Source organism: Marinimicrobium sp. (assembly GCF_002695945.1).
Classification (GTDB): Bacteria; Pseudomonadota; Gammaproteobacteria; order Pseudomonadales; family Cellvibrionaceae; genus Marinimicrobium; species Marinimicrobium koreense.
Map to the genome: position 1 here is coordinate 51,133 of NZ_NZQP01000009.1, position 16,004 is coordinate 67,136.

Below are 16,004 nucleotides of genomic sequence, written 5' to 3' on the forward strand. Positions count from 1 at the left end.
TTTACGTTGGAGACTTCCATGATAAAAAAGCAATGGCTCTTCTTTCCTTTTCATCGTTCCGAGCGCATGCCGCTGCTTCAGCGCTTGACGATGTGGCTGTTTACGCTGGTATTTTTGCTGTTGGGAGTGGGGGGCTGCGATTCGGAGCCGGGCACCGACACCCAAACGCTGGTGGGAAAGACCTTAACGCTGCAGTGGCAAAACAGTGAACAAGGATGGCAGCTGGATCAGCTGGACATTCACGTCGGTGATCAGCAAGTGTCATTGGCGACAACCAGTGCCGAGTACACCCTGTTGTACTCGGCGATCCCACCCGACAGCACACCGATGGAAATATCGGAAAATGGGAAAGTGTTGGAATTTCCCGAACCGATTTACCGGTATAACACGGAAGAGTGGGGCCAGATTACCCAGCCGGTGGCGATGAACCAGGCGGGGGAGCCGTTGACATTTTTTCCGACCTTTGTCGAACGGCACCCGCAAGATGAGCAGGGTGGAAAGGATAAAAAAGGTGCGCTGGTTTTCAAAGAACATACCGAGCGCGCCGACATTGAAGCGCAGTGGCAGATGGATGAGCAGTACGATTCCGACGTCAGGGTACGGTTGACGGTGACGGCCAGGACCGACGGTTATTTTTCCGTTGCCACGCCAACGCTGGCGACGGTAGCCAAATCGGAATTGGCCTGGGGTGCCATTCCGGGGCACTTTCAGGGCGCCGACATTAACGACAGCCTGGTGCACTCTCTCGCGTACGGCCAGGGCATTCCCGATCGGCCCGTGCTGGTGCGCGAGCGCACCGCCACCACGCTCGCGCCGATGCTTAGTACGCAATCCGGTGTCACTCTGGCGGTGATTCCCGAGCCCGGCACGGGCCGCGATCCCTGGGAGCACGATCACATGACCCAGCATTCGTGGCAATTGGGACTGTCGTTGATGAATCGACAATCGCAGCTCACACCGAAAGTCTGGCATCCCGTACTGGGGGAGAAAGGTTCATTCCTGAAAAAAGGCGAGAGTGTCCAGTTTCAGTTTCGCTACAGTGTCCAAATGGCTGACTGGTTTTCGGTGTATCGCCACGCCGTGGAAGATATATACCGGTTTGACGATTTTCTGGCGTTGAAACGAACCCGGCAGTCCCTTACCGATCGTATTCTGTCCATGCACGATTATTTGCGGGATGATACGCGTTCCAAATGGCGGACCGAAATTGTGGAGGGCGTCACGCTGGGGGCGCAGGCTTACCTGGGTGGCGTGCTTAACTCGGATCGCGACGCCATGAAAAACTCCGATTACGGCGCCATGTGGATGCTGGCCCGTATTATGGATGACCCGGTGCTGAAGGAAACCCGGCTGCCGTACGCGAGAAACTTCAAACTGTTGCAGCAGCAATCCGAGCCTGGGTTCTATCACGGCGCGGCCAAAGGTCAGTATTTTCTCTCGAAAAGAGAAACCTTCACCGAAGAGTGGGGCGACTACGTTGAACCCATCGCCATTACCTATTACACACTCGTGGATATTGGCAATATCTTGCTCTTTGAACCCGACGATGAGGCGCTAAAACAGCGTTTGCGCGATGGTGCCGAACGGCTGTTGGCCTGGCAGAAGCCTGGGGGAAACTGGGCGGTCGCCTATGATCATACCAGCGAAAAACCGCTGTTCACCGAGCTGGAAGACTTGCGTCCGACCTTTTACGGACTGGTGGTAGCGTATCGGATTCTCGGCGATGAGCGTTATCTACGTGCGGCACAGAACGGGGCGGACTGGTACATCCAGAACGCGGTCAATACGGGACATTTTCTGGGTGTGTGTGGGGACAATCGGTTTGTGCCTGACTTCGCTACCGGTCAAAGTGCGCAGGCGTTACTGGACCTCTATGAGCTGACTGACGAGACGCGCTATTTGGACGCCGCCAAGCGCGCGACACAGTTTTATACCCAGTCTATTTATACGCACCCGGTTCCGGACACGACAGGAAAAAACGTTCATGGCGTGGGTCGGGAGGATTGGGAGATCTCCCAGGTGGGGCTCAGCAACGAACATGGCGGGGGCATTGGCTCGGCCAATGACAACGGCCCCATTTTGTTGGCCAGCCACGCCGGACTGTTTGTACGGATGTACCAGCTCACTGGCGAAACATTGTACTTGCACATGGCGCGTGCCGCCGCGCTGGGCCGTGATGCCTTCGTCGACCCGGACACCAGCACCGTGTCGTACTACTGGCAGGCGATGGACGCGGGCCCCGGTGCTTTTCCGCATCACGCCTGGTGGCAGATTGGCTGGATCACCGACTATCTGCTCGCCGAAGCCGAGCTTCGCTCGGGCGGTCAAATACAGTTTCCCCGTGGCTTTGTGACACCGAAGGTCGGACCGCACCAAAGTTACGGCTTTGCACCCGGTTACGTCTATGGCACTCAGGCGTCTCTGATGCTTCGGCACGATAGTGTGAACAGCGATAATCCCTACGTCGATTTTTATATGGCGCTGTCCAACGACGGAAAACGCTTGTTTGTGTTTCTTCTGAACAATGACGATGAGCCGCAAACTGCGCAGGTGGAAGTAAATAACACACCATTGTTAGGCCGTGAAGCGATTCGAACCCAGTTCCTCGATCAGGATGGTGCGCCCTTGTCAGATCCGTCAACGACCCCACCCGCGACGGTCACCATTCCCGCTTATGGACTGCGCACGCTGGAACTGTCAGCGGACGATACCGCAAGCGCTAACTGAATTAGGAGAGTCTGTGATGATCTTAAAAAAGAGACAATACTTGACCTGGCTGCTGTGGCTTCCTTTCTGTGTACCGTGTCTGAGCAACGCGGAACATCCTGAAAGCACCGGGGTCTTGCTTGCCAGTCCGAGCGGGACTGTGCAGGGAGAGGTCTTTATGCAGGGTAGCCAGTTGTACTATCAGGTGGACTTCAATCGTCACCGCGTTATTCAGCCCTCCCCGCTGGGCATTACCGTGGAGGGGCAGTCGCTGGGCCGACATGCGTCGATTGAAAGCGTCGAGATAAAGCAGGTACATCATCAGTATCCAGTACTCGGTGTTCATTCGGTGGCGCACAACCATTACCGTGAGGCTATGATGACCCTGCAATCGCCTTCACAGGCACACTGGTATTTGCAGCTGCGGGCTTATAATGACGGCTTTGCCTACCGCTACGTGATTCCTCAATCAGACGCATCAACCGTTACTGTGAACGGCGAGCAGTCCAGCTGGACGCTGCCGGAGAACAGCGACGTGTGGTACTTCGAGCGTGACTCGGACTGGAAGCTGAAAACCTACGCGGGTGAATGGTTGAAAACCACTGTGAATGAACTCCCGGCGGTGTCGGCGAACGGGCCCGTGCAGGGGCCGCCACTTGTGGTAGAGCTTCCGGAGCACCAAGGGTACGCGGTACTGACCGAAGCGGCGCTCTATAACTACAGTGGCATGCGGTTGCGGGCTCTCGGCCAGCGCCGGGTCCAAGCGGATTTTACCGAGGGCGAGCGTGGGTTTTCCGTGGACACCGCGGACGGGGCGATGGATGGGGCGACAGTCACTCCGTGGCGAGTCACGATGTTAGGGGAAAACCTCGACGCACTGGTTAATTCGGATCTGATCACGAACCTCAACCCGGCACCGGATGAGTCACTGTTTGCCGAGACGGATTACATCAAACCCGGGCGTGCCGTCTGGCGCTGGTGGAGCCGGGAAACCGGCACGCCGGCACAGGAGCGGCAGTTTGTCGACTACGCCAGTGAGTTGGGGTTCGAGTATAGTCTGGTGGATGATGGCTGGGAGAGTTGGGAGAGCCCTTGGGCATCACTTGAGCAGCTCACTGGCTATGCCAACGGGCAGAATGTCGACGTTTTTGTGTGGAAAGACTGGAATCAGGTCAAGGACCCGTCCGGTGACTGGGGCGCGTTGCGGGTGTTTCTCGATGGGGTGTGCAAAGCCGGTGCGGTCGGTGTGAAACTGGATTTTATGAATGCGGAATCTATAGACCGTATCCGTTTCGAGGAAGCCGCCTTGCGATTGGCGGCGGAGCGAAAACTGATGGTGGTGTTTCACGGCATTCAAAAGCCAACGGGCGAATCGCGGACCTATCCCAATGAAATTTCCCGGGAGGGAATTCGTGGTCTGGAGCTGAATCGTATGGATCAGCCCCTCCCAGCCAGTCACAATGCTGCCTTGCCTTTCACACGTTTTCTGGTTGGGCACGGTGACTATACACCGCTGGGCTACAGCCTGCCCGGCAACACCACCTACGCCCATCAATTGGCCACGGTGGTGCTCTTTACCTCGCCTTTTCAAGTAATCGCCGAACATCCCGACATGTTATTGCATAACGATGACGTGGCGGCAGGGCTCGAACTGCTCAAAACCATTCCCGCCGTATGGGATGAGACGCGAGTGCTGCCTTCCAGTCGTATTGGTGAACTGGCCCTAATAGCACGACGTTCAGGAGACCACTGGTATTTGGCGGCATTGAATGGCACTGATCAGCCGGTACGCATTGACTCGCTGGACCTGTCGTTTCTCGGTGAAGGCACCTACACCGCTGAGGTGGTTTTCAGTCCTGAACCCCGGCGCTTACAAAAAAGCCATGCTTCGGCACTGGATAGTCATAGTGAATATTCGTTGAAACTGCTGCCGCGAGATGGGGCAGTGCTGCGTTTCTCACCAACGCCTTAAAGTGTTCCGATGTTGAAAAACGGGCCGCAATGCGGCCCGTTTTTTGTGCGTCTGCTTCTTACTAAGCACGGCTTAAGGAATCACGGGATGATAAGTTTCATTCATCCAGTCCACCAGATGGCGGTCACTGCCCGTTTGTCGATACAGGTCGGGGAAGCCCGGCTCGATTTGATCGGTGTCGTTATCCCAGCCTATGACCTGACGGGAGTGTGTAAACTGAATTGCGCCCGCACCGCCGTACTCCGCGGGACCGGACGCGGTGGAAGACAGTGTGTTGGTCCGGGCCAGCGCATTGTTGCGTACCAGAACATCGCGTGCGGACTGCACGGAAATGCCGCCCCAGTTGGCGTCTTCCACAGTGTTGTTACTGATTATGAAATGACTTTGCCATTGAATGTCCAGCGGGTTGTCACCGGCGGAGATATTTTCCCGTCCACAAAAAAGGCTGTAACGATTTTGCGGTGTGTAGCGGTTGGTGAAAATACTGACGGCGGCCGGAGGCATAGTCGTCAGGGACGTAATGGGAATCCACTGGCCGGTGTTCGCGATGACGTTATTATCGAAAATCACGTTGCGAGCCCCGGAGCCATTGTTGCCCCAGGAATTGGAGCACGCTTTTACATCAATCATCAGGGGAAATTTAACGCCTTGGTGGGAGGTGTTGAAGAACGTGTTGTGAGCGATCAACGCGTGAGGGGCAGAAAACTTCGCGCCGTTGCCGCGGTTTTCGCCAAAGGTTGAACCGATAATGACATAGTTACTGCTGAACCGGCTGCCGTCCGGATTAAAATGATGCACCATGGTATCGTGCCGATACACGGAGGGAGTATTGGTCGGAACGGGCGTAGAGAATTCCAGCAGAGCACAGGCGCGTGCGGTGGTGCTGCCGTTGCTGTAGTTCACCGTGCCATAGGTCGACCAGTCCGGGTGTTTGCTGTCCACCACTTCTTTGCCGACCATTGTGCCGCGCCAAAGAAAGTTCATGTCCCGGTCACGCAACTCATAGATATCGCCCACTTTGGCCAGATCGACGGGACGAGGGTTTGAGGCATAACAAACGGACAGCGTATGGGTGTCCACATACTTGGGATTAAAACCCGTCAACTCCCGAATGACCATTCGATCCTCTGTGCCGCCGACGGCCTCCACGTTTTTAAACAGGTAGTGCCCGCGATTGTGAAACAAGAAGATACCGTCCGCCTTGGTGGCCACCACGGCATTGGGATCGGTCTCATTCGGGTCCAGAGTGGCTTTGAAGTTCTTCGCTTTCAGATATTGCACACCGCCAAAGGCCGCCAGGGCGTTTCCGGGGCTGGACGTAACGTGAATATTCTGGAGTGTCACGTGTTTTGAATGTTGCAGTGAAAAGGCCCGTTTCCCGCCGTAGTGGGCGACCAGATAATGCAGATCCGGGTCCACGGCGTCGTAAAACTCTGTATCGGCGCTGAGATCAATGACGGCGGACCCATTGGCCTGCACCTGAACGGTGTAGCTGCCGATATTGGATTCCTCATGCGGGCCGACAATGCTGTCCGTACCGCTCGCGAGCGGGTGAAGGTTGGCAAAGGGCAGCAGCAGCGAAGACCCCGTGCCGGAATACTGACCCACTGCACTCAAACTGTAACTCGTGTCCGGGGCGGCCCAGGTTACCATCGCGCCCATTTCGTCGATGTAATCTCGATAGTCGCGGGCGCTGCCGGCCACGGGTGTCAGCTCCAGCTCGTAATTTCCGAGTTTTTCCACATTGACCTTGGTCTGAAACGGGTACACTTCATTGAAAAAATCCAGCGTGAAATTCCGGATTTCCACTCGCTCATTGCCGAGACCGGCGCTGTCTTTTTCCAGCCAGAACATATCCCGTCGGGCGGCGTGGATTAATTTGGAGCCGTTACCATCAATGATCAGATCCGTTTGTCCGGCCACATTAATGGTGTTGCCATAGAGGTTGCGATTGTCGCCCACGTAGAACTCGCCGTTCTCGGGAAACAGTATTTTCACGATCTTGCCATCGTAAGCGCTGTTGTTCCTGGCGTCGTTCAACGCGTCTGCGATGACTTGCTGGTTTGCCACGCCGTGTGTCATTACACCGGCTTCGCCACTGGGCGGCGTTTCATCGGCGATGTTGAATGGCATTCCGTTGGCGGGAATCAGGTCATCCAGGTATAGCGTAACGAGATCGACAGCGGCATCGCCTTCGGTGTGACCACTGGCATCCTGTGGTGGCGTAACCTCGAAGGCCCAGGGACCGCGGGTGGAATCCTCAATGTAGTCCGCCAGAAGCTCGTCCCCGCTAAGGGCGGTGGTATAGACGCGCACCTGATCGAATTGGCCTTGCAGGGCACGGGTGGGTGTGGACTCAAACGTTTGTCCCACGCGCAGTGTGCGAATCGCGGTGAGATCAATACCGGACACCGGCACTTCACCGAGTAACTCCGCGTTCAGATAAAAGCGCAGGTACTCATCGGCTTTGATCACCGCGCTGATTTGCATCCATCCTTGCGTAATGTCATTGTCGCGCTCGATGTGGTTGAACTTAGGCGAGGCCACGACACTGGTGGTGGAAAAACCGGGAATCCGGTTAAGGCCGCCGCCCTCGGAGTAAAAGCGCACGCGCTCGTTGTTGTATATCTGGAGTCCAATCCACTCGCCGGCGCTGTTTTGCAGCGAGATCAGGTAACCTTTGTCGTTGTCGACCGGGCGTACCCAAATGGACAATGTCATTTCTGTGACCATGCTCATTTGCGTACTGGTAAAATCAGTTTCTAGTATCTGGTCATCGCTGAGTGCGTCACCCGCCAGGTTGAGTCCGCGCACAGCACCATGTCGGTCGGAGGCGGCGTTGGGGTCATCCAGAATCTTCACGGGGATGGGCGATTGATCATCCTCAAGTGTGAGGCTGCCCCACTGCACGATATCCAGCGTCTGCTGTTGTCCCGACCGGTCGCTGACCTCGGTGGATGAGGTGGAAATGTCATCAAGAGTCCAAAGTGCTATAAGGTTTGGGCGATGATCTTGTGCTAGGGCATCAGGAAGGGTTAGCAGTGTGATCGTTAAGAGAGCAACTGCACTGATGTATCGGTGCAGTCCAACACATTGGGTGCGGGTTAATGTTCCAGCGTTGATGTGCACGAGGGTGTCCTCCATCTATTATGGTTTTGATGCTAGAAGTGTCGCTAACGTCGACAAGAAGTGCAGCGGCAGAGAATATTGCCAGATGCGGGGTGTTACTATAATAGATATTGTAAGGTGCCGCTAACGTGCTTCGTTGCTGTGCGTGGTGCGAAATTGCTTTTTTCTTGAGAAATGATTCGGAGAATATATCGATAATGTTTTAAGTGGCTGACATCAAAGGGCTCTGAAGTATGTGGTCACTCCGGTCTGGACAATGAAGGAGCAGGTTTAGTACGTAATATTCTAGTGGGAAGCCGTAATATTCTAAAAAAGTCTTATATATAGTATTAACAGGAGGTTGTCCCTTGAATCTCCTGAGTAACATGCGTGTATTAAAGACCGTATTGATATCATTTGAGTCAATGAATACCCCTCTGAATCAGTCGGTTATATAAGTTTCCAAGTCCGGTTATGGCGGCATTGACGAGGGCTGTCCGCTATGCGGAGAGTCTTCTGTATAACAGCCAGGCCGCTTTGACGTGGTTCGCGTAGGAGGATCGGTCCGATATTTTGGAGGGCCAAAGGCCCGTTACCCACCGATCCGTCCAGAACCACGCTCAATCAACGATCAGGTATAGTAATACTCAGTCCCGCCCCATCGGCGGGATGCTATGGAAGGTTATAAAGGATAACGCTATGTCTGATTTCCTCTGGCCGGGATTGATCCTGGCCGCTGTCCTGATCTGGGCGGTGTGGTGTTTTAACCGCCTGGTGCGTCTGCGCAATCAGGTGCGTACCGCCTGGAGCGATATTGATGTGCAGCTGGCGCGCCGTCATGATCTTATTCCCCAACTGGTGCGAACCGTTCAGGCCTACACCGATCACGAACGGAGTCTCTTGACCGCCGTGACCGAGCTGCGAGCGCGGGCTGTCGAGAGCCAGCATCCAGGTCAGCTCGCCGTCCTTGAGAACGAGTTGGAGCAGTCGCTGTCTCGCCTTTTCATTCTCCAGGAAAGCTATCCGGACCTGAAAGCCGATGGCAACTTCAGTCAGTTGCAGCGCGACCTGGTGGAGACCGAAAATCTTCTGCAGTATGCACGGCGGTTTTACAACGGTGCGGTGCGTGCGCTCAATGATCGGGTGCTACAGTTTCCGGACCTTCTGATTGCGCGAGTAGCGGGCGTTTCAACGGCTGAGTTTTTCAGCGCAGCAGAGGATCAACGTGACGTGGTTTCGGTGAACAGGGAGGGAATGAAATGAAAGCGTTCTTGAATGGTCTGTTACTCGCTTTTTTCCTGGCGTTAGGCGTACTTCCGGCGTCAGCGCAGGAGCGGATTCTGAGTTTTCATTCAGACATCGTGGTCGAGGCCGACGGCACGCTTGATGTGACCGAGACCATCGAAGTGCGGGCCGAGGGCCGGAATATTCGCCGCGGCATCTATCGGGATTTTCCAACTCGTTATCGGGACCGTCGCGGTGACCGTGTGGTCGTCGGGTTTGAAGTGGTCAGTGTCACCCGCGATGGCAAACCCGAGCCCTGGTTTACCGAAGACCGGGCGAACGGCATTCGAATCAATACCGGCGACGACAGCTTCCTGCCGACGCCGCTCACCACCACCTACCGGATTCGCTATCGCACCAACCGGCAACTGGGTTTCTTCGAGCAGCACGATGAGCTGTACTGGAATGTGACCGGCACAGGGTGGATGTTTGACATTGCGTCGGCCTCGGCTCGGGTGCAGTTGCCCGGGGCGGTGCCGGCAGATCAATTGCAGCTGGATGTTTATACCGGCCCGCAGGGCAGTCGGGCCCAGCTCGCCCAAGCCGAGGTGACTGAACCGGGCGTGGTGCGTTTTGCCACCACTCAGCCGCTGGGTGTGCGAGAGGGGCTGACCATTGTGGTGGGTTTTCCAAAAAATCTGGTGGAAGAACCCTCCGCGGGGCAAACGGTCATCTGGTTTCTGACCGACAACCGGGCGCAGTTGCTCCTGATCATCGGGCTGCTGGCGGTGTTCGGTTACTATTTTCATCACTGGCGCCGAGAGGGACGTGATCCTCAGACGGGTCCGGTGTTCGCGCGCTATTTCCCGCCCGAGGATTTCTCGCCCGGCGGTTTGCGTTACCTGGCCAAGGCGCGCTACGACGATCGATGTTTCGCGGCGGACTTGGTGCACTTGTCCGTGAAGGGCCTGGTTGCCATTCACCGTGACAAAAAGTGGCACTCAGACAACTGGCGGCTGCAAAAACTCAGTGACGCGAACGACGTGGAACTCGCCCCAGCCGAGCGCGCCCTGTTTTCCCGGTTGTTCGTGGACGCAGACGAATTGGCTCTTGAACAGGCGAATCACACCATTTTGGGTGAAGCGAAACGCCAACATCAGCGGGCGCTCAAGCAGCGCTTCAAGCCCCGCTATTTTGTCGACAACGTGGGGATTACCGTCAAAGGCGCGCTGGCTTCTGTGGCGTTGGGAGCGGTGGCGTTTTGGTTGGTGGGCAATCTGGCCTCTCTGACGTTCTGGGCGCTGCTGTCGGTGGTGATTCTTCTCAATGGCGTGTTCGCCAACCTGATGCGCCGCCCCACTCGGGAGGGGCGTAAGCTGCTGGACCACATCGAAGGCCTGAAGTTGTACCTGTCGGTGGCGTCCAGAGACGAAATCGCGGGTCTGGAGCACCGCAACGCGGATGAGCCGCCACTCAACGCCGAGCGTTACGAAAGCCTTCTGCCGTTTGCATTGGCCCTGGGGGTTGAAGAGGCCTGGACCGGTCAGTTCATCAAAGCGGTGGGTATGGAGGCCGCCACCAGTGCGGCGCACGCTATGCATTGGTATCACGGTCCGCTTGGCCGTGGTGGCTTGGCGAGTCTGGGCAGTGATCTGGGCAAGTCGCTCAGCTCACAGATTGCCTCCTCGTCGGTCGCACCCGGTACCAGTTCGGGTGGCGGGGGCGGCGGTTTCTCCGGTGGTGGCGGTGGCGGCGGAGGTGGCGGCGGCCGCTAGCCGTGAGCGCCGGAGATCGCTAAGATCAGGTTTTAGGTCTACCGGAGCCCCCATGAGTCTCAAGCAGATCGATCAGTTGCTGAATCCGCGCTCGGTGGCGGTCATCGGTGCGTCCAACAAGCCGAATCGTCCGGGCAATGCCGTGATGCGCAATCTGCTGCAAGGCAACTTTGCCGGGCCTATCATGCCGGTGACACCCAAGTATCAGGCGGTCAACGGGGTGTTGGCCTATGGCTCGATCGAGGCGCTGCCGGAGGTTCCGGATCTGGCGATCATTTGTACCCGGGCGGCGCGGGTACCGGCGTTGATCCAGCAATTGGGCAAGAAGGGCACGCGCAGCGTGATTGTGATTGCCGCCGGACTGGATGAGGTGCATACCGCCCAGGGCACCAGCCTGCAGGAGCAGATGCTGGCCATTGCCCGACACTGGGGAGTGCGACTGCTGGGGCCCAATTGTCTGGGGTTGTTTGTACCCGCCATCGGGCTGAACGCCAGCTATGCCCACACTCATGCGCTGCCGGGCAAGGTGGCCTTTGTGTCCCAGTCCTCCGGGGTGTGCGTCACCATTCTCGATTGGGCGCGCCGGCGGCGCATCGGTTTCTCCCACTTTGTCGCTCTGGGCGATGGGGCGGACATTGACTTTGATGAGTTGATCGATTACCTCGGGCGCGACCCCAAAACCCGGGCCATTCTCCTGTATATCGATTCCATCCGCGATGGGCGGGCTTTCCTTTCAGCGGCCCGAGCTGCAGCCGCGGGTAAGCCGATCCTCCTGATCAAGGCCGGGAATGCCCGCGAGGTGTCGGATGCGGTCAGCAGGTTGCCGGCCGAACAGCGCGGTTCCGACCGGGTGTATGATGCGGCCTTCCGGCGTGCGGGGATGCTGCGGGTGCAGGACCTGAGGGACCTGTTTGCCGCGGTGGAAACCCTCGCTTATGGCCGGGAGCTCACCAGTGAGCGGTTGGTGATCCTGGGTAACGGCAATGGTCCTGCCGCCATGGCGGCGGATGCGCTGATTGAGCGCGGTGGGCACCTGGTGACCTTCAGCGAGCAGACCGAGCAGGCGCTGGCCCGGTTGGTGCCTCGCGGTGGGCGTGCCCGCAACCCGGTCAACTTGCTGGGCGACGCACCGCCGGAACTCTATCGGGAGGTGCTCTCGGTGATTCTGGCCAGCGGTGAGGCGGATAACATTCTGGTGATGCATGCGCCTTCGGCGCTGCACGTCGGCGAAGTCTACGCTGAGGCGATGCTGGATGCCTATGAGGCACACGCCGGGCGCAAGCCCAACCTGCTGGTGAACTGGATGGGCGAGGAAGCGGCTTATCCGGCCCGGGAGCGGTTTGCCCAGGCGGGTATTGCCTCCTTTCGCACACCTGAAGGCGCCGTGGCGGCCTTTATGTATCGGGTTCAATACCGGCGCAACCAGAAGCTGCTGTCGGAAACCCCGGACTCGGTCAGCGAGCTGATTCCCCACCACCCGCTATCGGTGCGCGCGCTCATCGAGCGGGCGCTGGCGTCACCATGGATCGAGCTGTCCGCTCCGGAGGCGGCCGAGATGGTGGCGGCTTACGGTATTCGCACTCGGAATCCGGACGCTGAGGACAGCGCCCAAGAGGTGTATCAGGATGGCGTTGCGCTGCGCATTCAGGTGCGGGTCGACCCGGTATTCGGGCCGGTCATCGCCCTGGGAGAAGCGGGAGGCACTGCCGACTGGCTGTATAACGCCGTGGTGGCTCTGCCGCCTCTGAATATGGCCCTGGCCCGTTATCTGGTGATTCAGGCCCTGGCCGAGGGCAAGATCCGCGAGCGCCATCAACCGCTGGAGCGTCACTCGCTCTGCCTGCTGTTGAGTCAGGTCAGTCAGCTGGTGGTCGACAATCCCGAGCTGGTCAGCCTGGACCTGCAACCGGTGGTGATGCGGCAGGGCGTCTACACCGCGCTGGAGGTCTCGGCCCGTCTTGCACCGGCCGAGCAGGCGCGTCCCATGGCCATCCGGCCTTATCCCAAAGAGCTGGAGGCGCGAGTGACCCTGAAGGATGGTCGCTCAGTGTTGCTGCGCCCGATCCGGCCGGAAGATGAAGCCCGTCAACAGGTCTTCGATCACGCCCTGAGCCGGGAGGACCGTTACAACCGCTATTTTGGCGAGGTGTCCGAGTTTTCGCACGAGCAGATGGCCCGTGTGACCCAGATCGACTACGACCGGGAGATGGTGTTCATCGCCACCGAGCGCGACGAGCGGGGTGAGGAAGTCACTCTGGGGATGGTCCAGGCCCAGATGGACCCGGACAACCACGAAGGTGAGTTCAGCATTGCCATTCGCAGTGATCTCAAAGGCTGCGGGCTGGGGCGGTTGCTGCTGGGCAAGATGCTGGCGCACTGCCGAGACCAGGGGACCCGTCATCTGGTGGGCTGGACGCTCCCCCAGAATCGGGGCATGGCCAGTCTGGCTCGAAGCCTGGGATTTCGGGTGAAGTACGATCCGGACGAAGAGGTCATCGACATGCGGATCGATTTACAGGCGCCGGACGCTACAGCTTCGCCAACGCCTTGATGTGGGCCACGGCGCTGCGTCCCAGGGCTGACAGTGCATAGCCCCCCTCCAGAGTGGAGACAATGCCTCGGCAGTGCTCGTCGGGGCTATCGCTCTCCCGGCTCTGATCCACCAGGGTCCGCAGTTGCTCGCTCACCCACTGGTAATCCCGATCGGTCAGGCTGGTGGAGGACATATCGTCCTCCTCATGGGCGTCAAAACCGGCCGAGATCAACAAGAGTTGTGGACGAAAACGCTTCAGCGCGGGCAGCCAACGCTCGGTGATGGACGCCCGAAATTCCTCACTGCGGCAGGTGGCGGGCAGTGGCACATTGACGATGTGGTCGCGCTTCACGTCAATGGGGGTGCCCGGGTAGAAGGGGTGCTGAAAGCTGGAACAGAATAAGACCCGGGGCTCATCATAGAACATGGTCTGAGTGCCATTGCCGTGGTGGACATCGAAATCGGCGATGGCGATCCGCTGCAGTCCGTGCTGCGCCAGCGCGTGGACGGCGGCGATGGCAACATTGTTGTACAGGCAGAAGCCCATGGCCCGATCCGGCTCGGCGTGGTGGCCCGGCGGACGCACGTTGCAGAAGACCGCATCGGTCTCTCCCGCCATCACCAGGTCCACCCCGTAGGCGGCGGCTCCGGCGGCATGCCGGGCGGCCTCCAGAGTGTCGCGACTCAGGTAGACATCGGTGTCGAAGGGCAGAATCTGATCCTCTCCCAGGGTTCTGGCCGCCTCCTCCAAATTGTCCAGGTATTCCGGGTCATGGACCCGCAGCAGTTGCTCCCGGGTGACCGCCGGCGCCTGCTTGTGCAGCAGCAGCCCGTCCAGGCCGCTGGTCAAGAGGCGATTGTTGATGGCATCCAGACGTTCCGGGCATTCCGGGTGGCCGTCTGGCATCCGGTGCCGATGGCAGCTTGGGTGGGAGAGGATGGTCGCCAGCATGGATTGCCTCCGGGTTGGGCACCCATGCGGTGCCGAAACGATGACCGCCGCCCGCGCGAGCGATCCTGAAGTGAGCGGTACGGCGCGGTCCAGCGGCTTTGATCCTAAAGCAGTTGATCTCGCCGAGTCCAGCCCGGCCTTGATCAAAGTCACAAAAGTTGAAATTGACGACATTGTGGGGGAGCATCTTGCGATGAAAACCGCTACCCTAGAGGTGTCAAGAAACTGCTTGTAAAGTGGTCAACAAAACGGCTATGGTTAATATGACTATATGTCGGTCGGTCTACAATAACGAAAAATGGTTTAAATATGACGTCTACGGTTGCCAATAGCTTCAAAAACCGCTTTTTACGGGTGGAGGCGGGACTGGCGCTGCTGATTCTGCTGACGGTGGTCGCCATAGTGGCCGAGCGGCCCATTCTGGAAACCGGATTGGCGCTGGACGGTAGCGACGGAACCGTAGCCCACTACAGTGACGCTGGCGAAGGCGGCGAGAGCCGCTCAGCGGTCATTGATCCCGCCGCCATGAGCTGGGAGTGTGAGCTGGTCGACAGTGATCGGTACATGTTTTGTGGCTTCGAGCTGGTGCTGGATGAGGAGCGTGAAAATGGACTGGATCTGCGTCGGTATGATCAGATCCGGTTCTGGATGGACTATGAGGGTCCGACCGAAACCATCCGCCTGTACTTGAGAAATTACGACCCGCGCTACAGCAAACGCTACGTTAACGACAGCACTAAGTACAATCAGATCGAGTTTGATGCCGATCTGGCCAAAGGCGGCGCCTGGTTGGAGTTCTCCATGGCGGATTTCTTTGTCGCCAACTGGTGGTTTCAGCGCTATCGGATTTCTCCGGATATGGCCCATCCGCAGTTCGATAACATCGTGGTGATCGAGGTACAGACCGGCTCTACCGGGATTCCTGGTGAGCACCGATTCACTTTGTCCCGCATCGAGTTGACGGGCCAGGTCATTTCCACCGAGCAGTGGTACCAGATTCTTGTGGCGGTCTGGCTGATGGCCGCACTGGCCTTTCTGGCGGTGCGCACCTGGCGGCTCAAACAGGAGTTGAGCTTGCGGCATGCCCGCGAACAGGAATTGCTGCAGGTCAATCAATTGCTGGATAGTCGCAGTCGAGCTCTGGAGGATAAAGCGAAAACCGACCCTTTGACCGGGGCGTTCAACCGTCAGGGTATTGAAGAGGCGATTGCCCTGGGGTTGGTGGAGCGGCGCGAGGGTAAGCCCCTGTCACTGATCATGGTGGACGTCGACCGCTTCAAGCCGATCAATGACCACTACGGTCACGCGGTGGGCGATCAGGTTCTGACCGGGCTCTCTTCTCTGGTCAAACACAATATCCGCGGGACCGACCTCTTTGCCCGTTGGGGCGGTGAGGAGTTCGTGTTGGTCTGTCGCGATACCGAACTGCGTGAGGCCGCCGGGCTGGCTGAAAAGCTGCGGGCCCTGTTGGCGGAGGAGGAGTTCGAGCAGGTGGGGCGAATCACCGCCAGCTTCGGGGTCGCCACCTTACGTCAGGGCGAAACGCTGGACGAGATTTTCAACCGGGTGGATCAGGCGCTGTACAAAGCCAAAGAGTTTGGTCGCAACCGTGTGGAGGTATCCTGGTAGTTGGATTACCACCAGGCTTTGCCCCACATTTCCGGGTTGGCCCAGAAGCGCGGGTTGTTCCAGTCCCGCTTGTGATTGTAGTTGCTGATGTTGTAGGTGTAGAGC

The 16,004-nt window shown here is 58.0% G+C and carries 10 protein-coding genes; 7 read left to right on the forward strand and 3 right to left on the reverse strand.

Going from position 1 to position 16,004, the window contains the following annotated elements; translation table 11 throughout:
* Positions 1-18 precede the first annotated feature (18 nt).
* Both CMG77_RS00565 and CMG77_RS00570 read left to right on the forward strand, forming a co-directional pair.
* Entirely contained in the window at positions 19-2,727 is a 2,709-nt protein-coding gene (locus CMG77_RS00565; RefSeq protein ID WP_286903402.1) for a beta-L-arabinofuranosidase domain-containing protein, read from the forward strand.
* Positions 2,675-4,678, forward strand: a complete 2,004-nt coding sequence (locus tag CMG77_RS00570) for a glycoside hydrolase family 97 protein (RefSeq protein ID WP_286903403.1) — start codon at positions 2,675-2,677, stop codon at positions 4,676-4,678. Before CMG77_RS00565 ends, CMG77_RS00570 begins: the two co-directional genes overlap by 53 nt.
* A gap of 72 nt (positions 4,679-4,750) precedes the next feature.
* Here the strand turns inward: CMG77_RS00570 and CMG77_RS00575 are convergent, their stop codons facing one another.
* The gene (locus CMG77_RS00575; RefSeq protein WP_286903404.1) at positions 4,751-7,807 is read right to left on the reverse strand and encodes a LamG-like jellyroll fold domain-containing protein; all 3,057 of its coding nucleotides are present in this window, start codon (positions 7,805-7,807) and stop codon (positions 4,751-4,753) included.
* Between the two features lie 678 nt (positions 7,808-8,485).
* Between CMG77_RS00575 and CMG77_RS00580 the strand changes: the two genes are divergently transcribed.
* The 3 genes from CMG77_RS00580 to CMG77_RS00590 are packed head-to-tail and all read left to right on the forward strand — an operon-like array spanning position 8,486 to position 13,336.
* The gene (locus CMG77_RS00580; protein ID WP_286806567.1) at positions 8,486-9,049 is read left to right on the forward strand and encodes a LemA family protein; all 564 of its coding nucleotides are present in this window, start codon (positions 8,486-8,488) and stop codon (positions 9,047-9,049) included.
* On the forward strand, positions 9,046-10,785 hold the full coding sequence (locus tag CMG77_RS00585; protein ID WP_286806570.1) for a DUF2207 domain-containing protein: 1,740 nt from the start codon (positions 9,046-9,048) through the stop codon (positions 10,783-10,785). Before CMG77_RS00580 ends, CMG77_RS00585 begins: the two co-directional genes overlap by 4 nt.
* A 52-nt stretch (positions 10,786-10,837) precedes the next feature.
* Positions 10,838-13,336 carry a bifunctional acetate--CoA ligase family protein/GNAT family N-acetyltransferase gene (locus CMG77_RS00590; RefSeq protein WP_286806571.1) on the forward strand — a complete coding sequence of 833 codons (2,499 nt, stop codon included), beginning with the start codon at positions 10,838-10,840 and terminating at the stop codon, positions 13,334-13,336.
* Here CMG77_RS00590 and CMG77_RS00595 read toward each other — a convergent pair.
* On the reverse strand, positions 13,314-14,270 hold the full coding sequence (locus CMG77_RS00595) for a histone deacetylase family protein (RefSeq protein WP_286806573.1): 957 nt from the start codon (positions 14,268-14,270) through the stop codon (positions 13,314-13,316). The two genes, CMG77_RS00590 and CMG77_RS00595, sit on opposite strands and share 23 nt — an antisense overlap.
* 40 nt (positions 14,271-14,310) lie before the next feature.
* Between CMG77_RS00595 and CMG77_RS00600 the strand changes: the two genes are divergently transcribed.
* Entirely contained in the window at positions 14,311-14,505 is a 195-nt protein-coding gene (locus tag CMG77_RS00600) for a hypothetical protein (protein ID WP_286806575.1), read from the forward strand.
* Positions 14,506-14,579: 74 nt separating this feature from the next.
* Complete coding sequence (locus CMG77_RS00605) at positions 14,580-15,899, forward strand: GGDEF domain-containing protein (RefSeq protein WP_286806577.1); 1,320 nt, start codon at positions 14,580-14,582, stop codon at positions 15,897-15,899.
* Between the two features lie 5 nt (positions 15,900-15,904).
* On the opposite strand, the gene CMG77_RS00610 is transcribed toward CMG77_RS00605, so the two are convergent.
* A partial coding sequence (locus CMG77_RS00610; protein WP_286903409.1) for a DUF6231 family protein occupies positions 15,905-16,004 on the reverse strand: 100 nt, incomplete at its 5' end.

What these genes read in the sequence shown, in the direction of transcription:
- CMG77_RS00585 (WP_286806570.1), top strand. Translation starts at nt 9,046, where the DNA reads ATGAAAGCGTTCTTGAATGGTCTGTTACTCGCTTTTTTCCTGGCGTTA.
- CMG77_RS00580 (WP_286806567.1), top strand. Translation starts at nt 8,486, where the DNA reads ATGTCTGATTTCCTCTGGCCGGGATTGATCCTGGCCGCTGTCCTGATC.
- CMG77_RS00565 (WP_286903402.1), top strand. Translation starts at nt 19, where the DNA reads ATGATAAAAAAGCAATGGCTCTTCTTTCCTTTTCATCGTTCCGAGCGC.
- CMG77_RS00605 (WP_286806577.1), top strand. Translation starts at nt 14,580, where the DNA reads ATGACGTCTACGGTTGCCAATAGCTTCAAAAACCGCTTTTTACGGGTG.
- CMG77_RS00590 (WP_286806571.1), top strand. Translation starts at nt 10,838, where the DNA reads ATGAGTCTCAAGCAGATCGATCAGTTGCTGAATCCGCGCTCGGTGGCG.
- CMG77_RS00570 (WP_286903403.1), top strand. Translation starts at nt 2,675, where the DNA reads ATGGACTGCGCACGCTGGAACTGTCAGCGGACGATACCGCAAGCGCTA.
- CMG77_RS00600 (WP_286806575.1), top strand. Translation starts at nt 14,311, where the DNA reads ATGACCGCCGCCCGCGCGAGCGATCCTGAAGTGAGCGGTACGGCGCGG.
- CMG77_RS00595 (WP_286806573.1), bottom strand. Translation starts at nt 14,270, where the DNA reads ATGCTGGCGACCATCCTCTCCCACCCAAGCTGCCATCGGCACCGGATG.